This is a genomic window from Bacteroidota bacterium, from assembly GCA_016711505.1.
Taxonomy (GTDB): Bacteria; Bacteroidota; Bacteroidia; order AKYH767-A; family 2013-40CM-41-45; genus JADKIH01.
Genome location: JADJSV010000007.1, coordinates 41,823 through 55,504 on the forward strand (window position 1 = coordinate 41,823; position 13,682 = coordinate 55,504).

Annotated in this window: 10 protein-coding genes; 2 read left to right on the forward strand and 8 right to left on the reverse strand. The window is 37.4% G+C overall.

Annotated features, from left to right (window positions below):
• Positions 1-17 precede the first annotated feature (17 nt).
• Both IPL24_09570 and ade read left to right on the forward strand, forming a co-directional pair.
• A complete protein-coding gene (locus IPL24_09570) occupies positions 18-2,063 on the forward strand; it encodes an O-antigen ligase family protein (GenBank protein MBK8363912.1) in 2,046 nt (681 codons plus the stop codon).
• A gap of 25 nt (positions 2,064-2,088) precedes the next feature.
• Positions 2,089-3,738 (forward strand): adenine deaminase, encoded by a 1,650-nt coding sequence (ade, locus tag IPL24_09575; GenBank protein ID MBK8363913.1) that lies wholly within the window; start codon positions 2,089-2,091, stop codon positions 3,736-3,738.
• Here ade and IPL24_09580 read toward each other — a convergent pair.
• The 8 genes from IPL24_09580 to IPL24_09615 all read right to left on the reverse strand — a co-directional run bounded on the left by IPL24_09580 (position 3,713) and on the right by IPL24_09615 (position 13,361).
• On the reverse strand, positions 3,713-4,675 hold the full coding sequence (locus IPL24_09580; protein ID MBK8363914.1) for an inositol phosphorylceramide synthase: 963 nt from the start codon (positions 4,673-4,675) through the stop codon (positions 3,713-3,715). The genes ade and IPL24_09580 overlap by 26 nt on opposite strands.
• Complete coding sequence (locus IPL24_09585; GenBank protein MBK8363915.1) at positions 4,672-5,223, reverse strand: DUF4833 domain-containing protein; 552 nt, start codon at positions 5,221-5,223, stop codon at positions 4,672-4,674. Before IPL24_09585 ends, IPL24_09580 begins: the two co-directional genes overlap by 4 nt.
• An 8-nt stretch (positions 5,224-5,231) precedes the next feature.
• Positions 5,232-5,942: a CDP-alcohol phosphatidyltransferase family protein gene (locus IPL24_09590; protein ID MBK8363916.1), complete on the reverse strand. Its 711-nt coding sequence runs from the start codon at positions 5,940-5,942 to the stop codon at positions 5,232-5,234.
• Position 5,943: 1 nt separating this feature from the next.
• Entirely contained in the window at positions 5,944-8,469 is a 2,526-nt protein-coding gene (locus IPL24_09595; GenBank protein MBK8363917.1) for a carboxypeptidase-like regulatory domain-containing protein, read from the reverse strand.
• Positions 8,470-8,485: 16 nt separating this feature from the next.
• Positions 8,486-8,926 carry a GtrA family protein gene (locus IPL24_09600; GenBank protein MBK8363918.1) on the reverse strand — a complete coding sequence of 147 codons (441 nt, stop codon included), beginning with the start codon at positions 8,924-8,926 and terminating at the stop codon, positions 8,486-8,488.
• 20 nt (positions 8,927-8,946) lie between these two features.
• Complete coding sequence (locus IPL24_09605) at positions 8,947-9,405, reverse strand: phosphatidylglycerophosphatase A (GenBank protein ID MBK8363919.1); 459 nt, start codon at positions 9,403-9,405, stop codon at positions 8,947-8,949.
• Positions 9,405-10,730, reverse strand: a complete 1,326-nt coding sequence (locus IPL24_09610) for an inositol-3-phosphate synthase (GenBank protein ID MBK8363920.1) — start codon at positions 10,728-10,730, stop codon at positions 9,405-9,407. The genes IPL24_09605 and IPL24_09610 overlap by 1 nt, the downstream gene beginning before the upstream one ends.
• 285 nt (positions 10,731-11,015) lie before the next feature.
• Complete coding sequence (locus IPL24_09615) at positions 11,016-13,361, reverse strand: TonB-dependent receptor (protein ID MBK8363921.1); 2,346 nt, start codon at positions 13,359-13,361, stop codon at positions 11,016-11,018.
• Between the last annotated feature and the right edge of the window lie 321 nt (positions 13,362-13,682).

Genomic DNA, 13,682 nt, shown 5'->3' on the forward strand with positions numbered 1-13,682 from the left:
GAGCAGCAACCTTCTTTTTGGCTTTTCTATTTGTACTCTTGCCCTTTCTAATGGTGCCTTCAGCCATTGATCCGGATCTGAATCCTAGGATCATTGCTGTTTCTGTATTTTGTCTGGTTAGCATAATGCTGTTTGGAAATCGTCCGATCCTGCTGCCGGATTCGTTTAAGAAAATCGGAATCATTTCAATTGTATTGATTCTGTTCTCATTACTTTCTGTATTTTCTGCCATCAATACCGGAGAAGCAATCGCAGAATGGTTGCGTATCGGTGTTATTTATTCGTTCTTGTTAGTTTCTGTTTTAATTATTCGGAACGGTCCATTCAATGTTCTGATACCAATTCGTTTTATTTCAATAGCAGTTCTGATCTTTTGCGGATTCGCAATCGTTCAGACTATACCGGTAGTTAAAGATATTCTGGCCAATAAAAAGATCATTATTTCTTCTGACCTGGCGTCTACACTTTCAAATAAAAACTTTTTTTCAGAGGTTCTGGTGCTTCTCATTCCTGCAATTTTTTATTCTATTCTGAATGATAAAAAACAATTCAGGATCTTACACATCATAGCATTTATACTTGCATTTTTTTTCCTAATTCTATTGTCTTCCCTTGCATGTTGGGTTGCAATGATCGTATCGGTTGTAATTGTAGGAGTAGTTTTTCTGCTTAACCGGAGTTCTGACACACTTGTATTAAAAAAGAGTACAGTCATCATATTGACCATAACTTCCATTGCTTTGATTGCAATTGGAAAAATAGTTTTCGAAAAAGTGCCGGTTGCCAAGAACTTGTTGTTTAAAGTGGAAATGATCTCGAAGTATATTTCGGAACCGGACCTGCTCGATAAAAATGCAATGTCAAATAACAATAGTGTATTTGACAGAATACTAATGATAAGAAACAGTGTAAAGATGATTTCAGATCATCCGATAACCGGTGTCGGAATGAATAACTGGAAATTACTTTATCCTGCATATGGAGTGAATGGTACTGAAATAATCAATAGCGGCGGGATGAATTTCGAACATCCACACAATGATTACTTATTGATTTTTGCAGAACAAGGGATTTTCGGAATATTGATCTACATCTTCTTTTTCTTTTTTGTATTTAATGTGTGGAGAATGAATTGGAAATCCACAACACCTTCTGATCGAGCTATATTACTTGTCATTCTCTTTGTAATTAGTTCGTTTCTCATCATGTCACTTTTCAGCTATCCGCGTTCACGTATCTACTCACCGGTATTACTTATGTTTTTTATCTCATGGCTTTTTGTAAAAAGGGATAGTAGTAGTTCTGTGGTAAATGAACATTCTCATAATGAAATCGAAAATTCAAATTACGTAAACACAAAAACTTTTGTGTTGAAACCCGTTTATTCATTAACTGTAATTCTGATTTGTTTGTTTGCAACAATTGTCACAGCCATCAGACTTGACAGTGAAATTTCTGCTAAGAAGATGATCAAAGCAAAGTTTCAGAATAATTTTGCCAGAGTGATCAGGGAGTCGGAAAAGATCAATCTTTATTTTTACCCGTTGGAATATGCCAGTACCTCTATCGAATGGTATAAAGGCATGGCACTTTTTTATTCAGGCAAAATTCCGGCAGCACTGACTTTGTACCAGAAAGCAATTCTGAAAACTCCTTATCACTTACGTACTCTCAACGATCTTGCAACTGCTTACGAACAAACAGGGCAACCGGATAGTGCTATTTCATTTTATAAGAGAGCGCTGGCAATAAGCCCAAATCTTTTTGACTCCAGATTGAATTTGAGCGCAACCTATTTCAATCAGAATAAGATAGATTCTGCTTATGATGTGCTCAATTTTATTGAATACAAAAAACTTAATATTGGCCCTAATGAAAATTATGTAAAATTCATGAGTGTAATTTTAGCGGCGAAAATAAACGACAGCCTCGCTTCAAGTAAGGACTCGGTAATGATTTCCGGAATGAATCAATTTGTAAAGGATATTGAACGAACAAAAAAGTATATTCGCACTTATAAAGGCAGAACTATCTGGCCGGATGTATTTACTGATATAAAATAGCTTTCCTATAACAAGCAACAAAATTATGACATTCACTAAACGAGCACTTTTCGTAGATCATAAAACGCAGACAATTTTTCCTGCTGAAGTAACTGTTGCTAATGGAAAAATCGATTCGATCAGGAAATTGCCCGAAGGTTCTGAAGTTGATGAAGGATATATCATGCCCGGTTTTGTGGACTCTCATATTCATATCGAAAGTTCAATGCTCATACCAAGTGAGTTTGCCAGATTAGCAGTGATTCATGGAACAATAGCTACAGTCAGTGATCCACATGAGATCGCAAATGTCTGTGGAATTGACGGAGTACAATTCATGATCGATAATGGCAAAACTGTCCCTTTCAAATTTAATTTTGGTGCCCCAAGTTGTGTACCTGCAACGACTTTTGAGACTGCAGGCGCTGCATTAAATGCTTCGCAGGTTGCGGAACTCTTAAAATCAGACGACATACTTTATCTGAGTGAAATGATGAACTTCCCCGGGGTTTTATTTAACGACGAGCAGGTAATGTTAAAGATAAAAGCTGCTCATCAGCAAGGGAAACCTGTTGATGGACATGCACCCGGACTGCGCGGAGAAAAAGCAAAGCAATACATTGATGCCGGAATTTCTACAGACCATGAATGCTTTACTGCGGAGGAAGCACTCGATAAGCTGACGTACGGGATGAAGATCCTGATTCGTGAAGGTAGTGCGGCGAAAAATTTTGAAGCTTTGATTGGACTTGCAAATGAGCATTACAGGATGATGATGTTTTGCAGCGACGATAAACATCCTGACAGTCTTGTCCAGGGACATATCAATCAGTTGTGTGCCCGCGCTGTCAGAAAAGGAATAGATATTTTCAAGATCATTCAAATGGCTTCCGTTAACCCGGTTGAACATTACAAGATCAAAATGGGTTTACTGCAAAAAGGTGATCCTGCTGATTTCATTGTGGTAAGAGATCTGAAAGAATTTGAAGTTCTTCAGAATTATATTGACGGAGTATTGGTTTCTGAAGATGGAAAGACATTCATTGAAAGCAAAAAATGCATTCCAATTAATCAGTTTAATTGTAAACTGACTAAACCTGAAGATTACAAAATTATTGCCGCCGGCAGGTCGAATTTGCCGGTCATTGAAGCGCTTGATGGACAATTGATCACAAATAAATTAGATTTAAAAATTCCGGTTATAGATGAGTGTTTTGCAAGTGATGTGGAAAATGACATTCTTAAAATGGTTGTTGTAAATCGTTACAATCACGCACCGGTTGCTAAGGCATTCATCAGAAACTTCGGATTGAAAAAAGGCGCACTAGCATCATCTGTTGCACACGATTCTCATAATATTGTCGCTGTTGGATGTGATGATGAAAGCTTATGCAGAGCTGTAAATCTTGTAATTGCAAATGAAGGTGGTGTAAGCTGTGTAATAGAAAAGAATGAGATGGTAGTTCCACTTCCTGTTGCCGGACTTATGAGTGCTAACGATGGTTTTAAGGTTGCGGAGGATTATACTGCAATTGATCAGATGGCAAAGAAGGCCGGATCAACTCTTGGTGCACCATTCATGACTCTGTCTTTCATGGCTCTGCTAGTTATTCCAAGTTTGAAATTAAGTGACAAAGGATTATTTGACGGAACAAATTTCAGATTATTATTTACCCCTGATCTTGTGCAGGCGTAATTGAAGCTTCAAAATTCTTAAGCCACCAGCTGCAGCGTTTTGTTGAAAGAATATAGTTTTCCAGAATGTAAACCCCGACAACTGCACAAGCGATTCCAACTACTATGTCAAGCGTGTAGTGATGGTAAAGATAGATTGCAGAAAACCAGATTCCGACTGAAACAATTCCAAAAACATACATGAAATATTTTTTGTTTAAACGACTTGCATAGATGAATCCGATCAACGGATAGGCAGAATGTAATGACGGCATAGCTGCAAATACATTTGAACCTTTTGAATATAGGTCGGCAAATAAATTTATTCCAAAAAATTTATCAAATCGTAGTAGGCCTGCAGCGTTACTTTTTGTTGCTGTATTCAATGTGTTTCCAAATTCTTCATAGTACCAGGGCGGAGCAGCGGGATGAGTATAATAAATTATAAACCCAAGTATATTTACAAAAAAGAATGCAAGTGAAAAACGGATGAAAAGATCTTTCCTTTTGTTGTACAGATAAAAAGCAAAAATCAAAGGTAAAGGAACCCAGCAAAGATAAAATGATGAACTGAGAATGTCTAAAAAGGTTGTTTGATGCAAATTGAAATATTCGTTAGGAGTAAGAAGTGTTCCTTCATGCATAATACCAAACCAGTTTTTTTCCAGATTGTAAATGGGTAGAATGTCAACTTCAGCAAACGACCAGTTTGGCCAGAGTTTCATACTGTCGAAGAGGATCCAGTAAATAACAAATATCGAAAAACCGGTGATAAATCTTCGCGTCAGATCTGAAATAAAAAATGATGCATTGACAATAGTTACCAATAGAAGGTGATCATTTCTTATTCCTGTAGTAATGTAAGCAAGGATAAGATAAATTGCTGAAAGCAGTGGGATGATCAGTTTCCTCTTCAATGATTTTTCTGATGATGAAGCAGGATTCAGTTTGGTGTTCATCGCTTTGGAACAAATCGTTCTGTCGTTATTTGCTGAGTTGCCGGATCTCTGCCGATCAGTTCAATATATTCAATAGTCGGAAACCAGAATGTACCTCCATTGAGCATAATAAAAACTTTTTTTAGCTCGGCAAGTTTTCCATTTATATTGGTAAAGGCTGCATACTTTTTTGGAGTACTCGTAGGCAAGAGATAAAAATTCTTTTTATCGTACGAAACAAATTGGATTACATATGCATTTTTTTGCCCGTTATACGGACGTGAAACAAGACCGTAAGCATATTTTTGCTGGATATATGAAAGTTCTTCCGTTGTACTATCGCTTGCATATCTTATCCAATAGATATGAATTGGATTTGTCGGATCGGGTGTGCCATCCGGTAAGCGGTTCAGATCATAAACAATTGCATTGGTGTTTTTACTTCTCTGAACATAAAATAGTGAATTTTCAGTCGTAGGTGGAATGGGGTAGACCTTTGGTCTTACATCTTCTGCAGATTGCGCACCGGTTACAAACAATAGAATAAGAAGACTATATATTTTTAGCATTAAGTGGGTCAGTGCTTAGAATTTTTATCCTGCTCCTGCATATAATGATAGCATGCATTCAGGCGTTGGATAGCTGTATAATTTGCCAGTATAGCAACGAGCGTCAAAGGTAATGTGAAAATTGCAATTGATTCAAATGGTTTTTCAATTCCGGGAAAAAACCATTTACTTTCTCCACCTGTATAATGTCCTACAATGCCACATAAAAGCGCCGACAAACCAATTGTGACAACTCTTTCGGGACGTTGCATCAGACCATCTTTACAGGGTATTCCTAATCCTTCTGCTCTTGCACGGGTATAGCTTACCATCAATGAACCCATCAATCCGATAAAACCGATCATGGAGCTGAGAAAATAATGATGCGCTACCAGGTAATAGCATATGCCCAGAAACATTAGCAACTCACTGTATCTGTCAAGTACAGAATCATATAATGCTCCAAACCGTGAAGTCATATTCCCGATTCTTGCTACTTGCCCATCAAGCATGTCAAACATTCCTGCGAACAGGATCATTGCTCCGCCCCAGCCGATGTAAGACAGATCTCCTCTGACTCCTTGTTCCGCTCCCACAATAAAAATAGCTGCAACACCGACGTTCAGAATTAATCCAATCGTTGTAACTCCGTTTGGAGTCAGTCCGATGGAAATTAAAAATTTTACCAGCGGATGTAAGATCCGGTGTAAAAGATTCTGAAGTTGGTCTCTCATTGTCATATTAAAAATCAAGTTTTGCACGGGCTCTGATTCCAAATTCAGAAACCGATTGATGTTCAAGATAACTCAGACGTTTGATCAAATCGATTCGGATCAATTTGAAGATATTTGTTATACCGATACTGGCTTCCATATATGGCCGCGCTTCGAGAGAATAAGTAAGTTTTGTTCCGTCAGGATTTGTTGGAAGTCGAAACAGATCGGCATGTTGGGCAGGATCATTTTCATCGGTTATTCTTCCATACAACAATTTGAATGTTGCTACTTCACGCCATTTCAATTTTTTGAAAAGCGGAATTTTGTTGAAGAAGAAACCATTGAAGTAATGTGTAAAATTCACGGAGAAATATTCGTCACTGACAAATTCAAGAAAATTCATCAGGTTGTACGATTGCAGCTGATAGGAAAATGTCTGATTGGCGCGATGAATTTCGAGTAGTGGATAAGGAACTTGTCCGAAAATTTTTCCTGCCTCGACTTCTATATCTGAATAGCCAAACGGCGCCACAAATGCCCGTTTGAAAATATTCGCTGTCAGAGTATGATATGAATAATCACTCTTCAGAAAATCCTTTTTAGAATATTCATATCTGACCCACATGATCGGATATTCATTCAACATAGGTGTTCTGTAAGTTTTCCCCTGGTAAAATTTTTCATGCGGAGCATATCGCATCAATATATTAAATGAAGATGTTTCAATTTCGTTTATAGAATTTCCTGTTGTGTCATTATAATCTATTTTGTTGAAGTGTAACGTGCCTGCAGGTGACTGAATCAAATTCTGAAATCCGATAGTGTATGAAAAATTGTTCGCGTTCTCATTCTGTAATTCCAGATTGAATGTTTTGTTGTAAAGAAGTTTGTCATTCTTTCCACGTTTGAAAGAAAGCAGAGCATTATCTTCCTGAACAAATTGCAATTCCTGACCCGGTATTTTAGTTTCATGCTGATAAGAAACATAAATGTTTTTCTGAGGGAAATCCAGATATGATTTTGGCCCTATTGCTTTTTTTACTCCGACAAAATATTTCCATTGCTCGTCTTTAAAACCGTAAACACCATAAGTCTCTAACTGGATCCGCTCACTGAATTTTTTTGTTGTTCTGCCGCCAAGTCGTGCACGAAATCCTTCTATCGGATTATAGCTGTAAAATGTACTTACAGGACCGATCTCAAACGGACCGAAATCTTTATAACCTGCAAATAATAATTCCAGTAAGTTAACTGTATGGCGGAAGGCAGGCACTTTTTGCACACTGTCCACCATCTGATAAACGCCTTTTTCAGAAGTTGTAAGTTCGCCGTGACGATGTTTGTCAAAATATTCTTCACCACGTTTTTGTGATGAATCAGGAGTTACTACAGCTTCGCCTGTATAGAAGGTGTCAGGTTTCGGTTGATCAATGGTAAAGTTTCTGAAACTAACAGCGCGCTGACCATAAATTCCAAGACCATTTTTTCCTATACCAAAGTCGATCGAAATATTGTCTTTACTTAGAAGCCATTCACCGGGTGATGCTTCAGTATATTCCTGAGTTAGTTTTAATTCTTTTACGAAATTCAAATTGATATCCGGACTTACAGTCAATTCGTTTTTTCTAACCGCATAATTTGAATCGTAAGTAATATATAATTCACCCTGAAAAATAAAGTCTGCTTTGTTTCTCGGGTAAAATATAAGATGATAGCACTTCGTACTATCTACCATCACCGTGTCTTTAATGTAATAGCGATAAAATAAAGGCCCATTATCTGAAATGGGACTTATAAATGGATTGGTAAGAATCGGTACACTGTTATTATAAATATTGACATCCTGATAGAGATATGCTATGAATGATGACATCCCATCATTATTTACAAAATCGTCGTAGTCAACTTTGTGACTTCCTTTGATAATTTCCTTCAAACGCTTTGGATCTTTTTTGAAATACACATCTGAAAGCGTTTCCTGTAAGTACATAGGTAGAATAACTTTTCCTGGCATTTGATTTGAATCCAGATTATCAAATACAAATTGAAAATTTTTCAGATACCGTTTGTTCTTAAATTTCTGAGTGATATTACTTAATGCAAATTGCACTTTTTCATATTTTTCAAACTCATATGCATTTAACTGATCTTTTCTGTTTTGCTTCTTATGCGCAATTACACGATCGATCAGTTCAACTGCAGGATTATTCTTATTCTTGTAACGTTGCTTTTCTCCTTTGATCTCCACAGTCTTTAATTCTTTTACTACGGGAGTCATTTTTACGGAAACAATCTGCGACTGACCCTGTAAAATATCCTTAACTACAGGCTCATATCCGATAAGCACAAATTTCAATTTTGTACCCGGCGCATTTGTTTCCATAAAATATTGTCCGTTGAAATCAGTATTTCTGCCTTCTGTAGTTCCTTCAAGAAGAATGCTTGCAAAGGGTAGAGGATCTCCGGTTTTTGAATCGGTCACTAATCCCCGGACAGTAGTCTGTCCAAAAACGATTATTGGAAACAAAAACAATAATAAAAATATGCGCATGTGGAATCTTGTATTGTCAAGCATAAAAGACAAATCGTTTGGAAAAGTAATATGAATATGTAAATCCTACGAGTATTGAGACAATAGCTTTTGAAATAAGGTATGTTAACATCGTTGATTCAGTAAGCAAATATGTTCCTCCGGTATTCAAAAGGATGCTCCCTGCAACCACTAAAGAATATTTGAATGCTTGTTTAGCCGGATGTGTACCCATCGAAGAAAAAACCCATTTCCGGTTAATAATAAATGCCGTAATAGCCCCGCAAGTTGCGCCCATTGCAACAGCTATTGAGTAATGAAAACCAATGAAACGTTCGAATAAAATTGTCATTAAAAAATCAATAGAGGTAGCAATTACTGCCGTCAACTGAAATTTTAAGAAACTTTGATTCTTTGTGAAAAATTTCGATTCTTTCACCATCAGTAAGCTTTGTTTGTAAACGGTAAAAGTGGCCATAGACTAATTTGATTCCGGTTCTATCCAAGAAAGCTGATCGACAGATGGATGACAAGAGCACTGAGAATTCCGGCTGCAATGTCGTCCAACATAATCCCCCAACCACCTTGAATCTTCTCCAGTCGACGGATGCCGAAAGGTTTTGCAATATCGAAAATTCTGAAGAGGATTAATGCAATCAATGTAAGTTTTAATGAATGTGGCAACCAGATCAAAGCGATCCACATTCCTACAAATTCGTCAATAACAACCTCTTTTGGATCCTTATTTCCGCCTCTGCTAACTATATCGGAAACTACAATTCCTGCAATTGTTGCAATGATTATAAGAGTTAAATGATATTGTTGAAATCGAGGAATGATTTCAGCTAACAGATACCAGATCCCAGCACCGGCAATGGATCCCCATGTACCCGGTGCTTTTGGTAAATACCCGATCGGGCCAAGCGTAGCAAAACCTTTACTCAGCCTCCTGATCATTAAGCTTCAATAAATTCCTGATAGTAATCCTGACCAAGATGTGTAATCAGATCCTCGCCTTTTAAATGACGCAATGTATTTTCAAGTTTCATTAGTTGTTTGAAAATATCGTGTTGCGGCGGAAGTCCTTTTGCAGTCTGCGGAGCCTTGAAATAAAATGAAAGCCATTCCTGAATCCCACTCATTTCAGCGCGTTGCGCCAGATCAAGAAACAATGCCAGATCAAGAACGATTGGCGCTGCTAAAATACTGTCTCTGCAAAGAAAATTGATCTTGATCTGCATCTGATATCCAAGCCAGCCTGTTATATCGATATTGTCCCAGCTTTCTTTATTATCCCCGTGCGGCGGATAGTAATTTATCCGCACTTTATGGTAAAGATCGCCATACAAATCCGGATGTTTGTCGGGCTCAAGAATATTTTCTAATACACTAAGTTTCGATACTTCTTTTGTCCTGAAGCTATCCGGATCATCTAAAACTTCTCCATCGCGGTTTCCAAGAATATTAGAAGAGAACCAACCCCGGATTCCTAACATACGTGATTTTAATCCCGGAGCAACAATGGTTTTCATCAAAGTTTGTCCTGTCTTGAAATCTTTTCCTGCGATCGGTACACCCATTTCTAAAGCCAGCTGTTCTAGAGCCGGAATGTCACATGTAAGGTTAGGAGCACCGTTTGCAAATGGCACTCTCGATTTCAGTGCAGCATAAGCATAGATCATCGATGGCGCAATTGCAGGGTCATTATCGTCCAGTCCTTTTTCAAAAGCTTCAATTGACATGTGTACATCAGAAGTTTCAATATAAATTTCTGTGGATGCACACCAGATCATTACTAACCGGTTGCAGTTATTTTTTTCACGAAATGATTTTATGTCTTCGATCAAAGCATCTGCTTGTTTGCGCTTTGATTTGATCGGCTTCACATGTAAACCGTGCAGACGTTTTACATATTTAGGATCGAAAACTGCTTTCATCGGAACTAATGCTGATAGCTCTTCTTTTAGCGGATTAAGATGTTTGTGGACATCAAGTACACCGGCGTTTAATGCTGCCTCATACGCATTGTCTTCAAAAATATCCCAGCCACCAAAAACCATACTTTCGAGGGTTGCAAGTTCTGCAAATTCTTTAACCAGAGGGTTGCGATTTTCAGTTCGCTTGCCTAATCGAATTGTCCCAAGTTGCGAATAGGAACCGATTGGTTTCTCCATTCCCTTACGGATGGCCAGCACTCCTGCAACAAATGTTGTTGCAACTGCTCCCATTCCTACTGTTAATACTCCTAATTTTCCTTGTGCCGGTGTGATGGTTGTGTTCATAGTGATTTTACCTTAAGAATTAGTGCCATGAATTCGTAATTTCAGGTAGGGTCTCAATAATGACGATTGAATTTAGGGTTTATTTTAACTAAACTTAAAATTAGTTCTAATCAGCACAAAATCAAAAGGATATTTTAAAAAAAAGGCTAATGTTTTGAAAATAATGAAATTGTTCAAGGATCTTTTTTGTGGAAGCTTTAAAAGATATAAAAGTTTTAAGGGGTTTAAAGTGTTTCGATACACCTTAAACCCCTTAACACCTAAAGGAGAAAGTTCATATTTACCTCACTGCCTGCCAGAATTAATTCGGTTCTGCTCTTCCGGTCCGCGGCTGTGATTTTTTGTTTTTATTCCTCGTTTACCAAAATTATAACTCACATGGAAGCGGACAAATTGTGTATCATAAACCTGCGAAAATGCAGCATCAATATTCTGATATTTAATTTTAGACTTTTCTTTTTGCGTATGGAAGATATCATTAATGTTTGCACGCAACTGTAACCTTTCTTTCATCAGCATTTTACTGATTCCGCCACCTACTGACCATTGTGGATCTACTAACCATGTTCCCCAAACCATTTGTGATTGGTAATATCCGCTTACCTCAAACGACCAGCCTTTTTTAGCCTGAAAACTATTTACTGAATTCAGGAAATAGGAGGTAAGTGACTTATCAATATTTCCTACTGAAGATACGCCTTGGTATTTATTATTAAAAAGTGAAAGATTGTTTGAACTTGTCCACCATTCTGTAATGTGCAAAGGCAGATTGACATTCACACCATAATTATTTCTGGAATTTAAATTTTCAGTTGTAATGTAGGTCGTATGCGTCGAATCAATTTGCTTTGTGATCTGAGTCATGGCATCAGCAGTGTGACTATAATTAAATGTGATCGTGTATAACTGCTTAAATGTATACGAAGCTTCGTAGTTGTCTGTTGTTTGTGGTTCAAGATTAGGATTTCCCTGCATGAAATTATAAGGATCCAGGAAATACCGGAACGGATTCAACTGCTGATAGCCCGGACGGTCGATTCTTCGGCTATAAGAAAGTCTGGTCATATGCTTATCTGTAAACTTATAATTAAAGAAAGCACTTGGGAACAACTGAAAATAATTCCGCTCAAATTTTTCATTTTTTACTACCTGTTCGCCTTCAGAAACCGTTTGCTCGCCACGTAATCCAATTTCAAATCCTATTTTTTTAAATTCTCCGGTCCAGTTTACATATGCTGCATTAATGTTTTCTTTGTAATTGAAATGATTTGTTTTGCCTGTATCGAGTTCCCCTTCGCCATTGTAAAAATTGATGTACTGAACATCATTGTCGGTAGTAACATAACTGCTTTTTAAACCGGCATCGATCTTCATAGTTTTTTTCCACGGCTGTGTATAATCTAACTTCGCACTCTGAATATTTATTGCTGCCGGCTGATTGTTTGTAGCATATTCTGAATTTACATTTACACTATTCCCATCGTAATACTGTGTGAGAAATGTAAAATTATTCGCATTGTCATACCGTGCTTTGTCAATGTCTATAGAAAGTTCTTTTCCTAACGAATCTATTCTGAACTGATAATTCAACGTTCCTGTAATACTATTCCATTTACTGTTATTGATATTATCGGTGATATAGCTACTATCAGTAAATTCATTTACATCCTTCATCAGTGTTGTACTGATAGTTCTGTCATAATTTGTATTGTAATTCCCTCGCAGCACTACAGAGATCGAATGATTTTTGTCTAAATAGTAATCAATTCCACCTCTGAAATTCTGATTGGTATAATTTCCTTTATTAAAAGTACTCTGATCGAAAAGTGTATTGCTGCCATCGCTGAAAAAACGTCTTGCTAAAGTTGTTCTTGTATAGTAATAGCCACGCGTGTAATCATAACTTCCGAACAAGTTGAACTTTTCTTTTCTATAGTTTAAACTTAAACCGCCACCGGCATCAGGATATGCACCTTGACCATAACTACCATTGACTCGTCCATTCAATCCTACATCTTGTCTTTTTTTCAACCGGATGTCGATGATCCCGGAATTTCCGGCGGCGTCATATTTTGCAGAAGGATTTGTGATAATGTCAATTTTGCTTAGCTGATCACTGTTCATGTTCTTAAGCATTTCGTAAAGATCTTTTGAAGAAAGATAAGTTGGCTTTCCATCTATCATTACGTTCACGCCCTCTTTACCACTCAAGTGAATGTAGCCTTCATTGTCAACTGTTACCCCGGGTGATCTTTTTAGTATTTCAATTGCATTACTTCCGGCATTCACGATACTATTTTCGACATTCACTACAGTCTTATCAATATGGTGCTCGATAAATGGTCTTTGTGCTGTGATAGTAGCTTCTTTGAGATTGATAGCGCTTTCTATCAGACTCACCGGTTTCAAAACCAACGGTTCCGGATTTGCTTTCAGATCAAATGCTTCAGTGTAGTGTTTATCATATCCCAACTGGACCACAAGTAATTTGTATTGTCCTTGTTCGATATTTTCAAAACTATATGTTCCATCGGTTTCTGTCAGACCTGCTTTTACAATTGTACTGTCATTTGCCTGAACTAAAACCACGTTCGCAAATTCTACCGGCTCCTGATTGGAATTCCTGATCACTCCTTTGATGCCCGGCTGTTTTGCAAATAAAAAAGTCAGGAATGAAAAAATAAAACGGCTGTTGTGAAAATAGACTTTTTCATGATGGTGTGTATGTATTGCGAACTTACGCCAATCATACTACAGTAACAGTTAATGGTTCGTTAAGGAGTTCTTACTCTATGTTGTCGTTTTATAAAATTAGCAATATTCCAATGATAAAAAATGAAGGAGATCAAGAAAATCAGCCTACATCATTGTGTGGCCTTTTTTAGCAAAAGAACAGATCTATGGTTTGCCACTTAGAAAACTCTCAGCGGAAAATAAAAAATGGAATCGGGC

Bases quoted from the DNA above. Each gene is read 5' to 3' on its own strand.
- IPL24_09605 (MBK8363919.1), bottom strand. From the start codon at position 9,405: ATGATCAGGAGGCTGAGTAAAGGTTTTGCTACGCTTGGCCCGATCGGG.
- IPL24_09600 (MBK8363918.1), bottom strand. From the start codon at position 8,926: ATGGCCACTTTTACCGTTTACAAACAAAGCTTACTGATGGTGAAAGAA.
- IPL24_09580 (MBK8363914.1), bottom strand. From the start codon at position 4,675: ATGAACACCAAACTGAATCCTGCTTCATCATCAGAAAAATCATTGAAG.
- IPL24_09595 (MBK8363917.1), bottom strand. From the start codon at position 8,469: ATGCGCATATTTTTATTATTGTTTTTGTTTCCAATAATCGTTTTTGGA.
- ade (MBK8363913.1), top strand. From the start codon at position 2,089: ATGACATTCACTAAACGAGCACTTTTCGTAGATCATAAAACGCAGACA.
- IPL24_09610 (MBK8363920.1), bottom strand. From the start codon at position 10,730: ATGAACACAACCATCACACCGGCACAAGGAAAATTAGGAGTATTAACA.
- IPL24_09585 (MBK8363915.1), bottom strand. From the start codon at position 5,223: ATGCTAAAAATATATAGTCTTCTTATTCTATTGTTTGTAACCGGTGCG.
- IPL24_09590 (MBK8363916.1), bottom strand. From the start codon at position 5,942: ATGACAATGAGAGACCAACTTCAGAATCTTTTACACCGGATCTTACAT.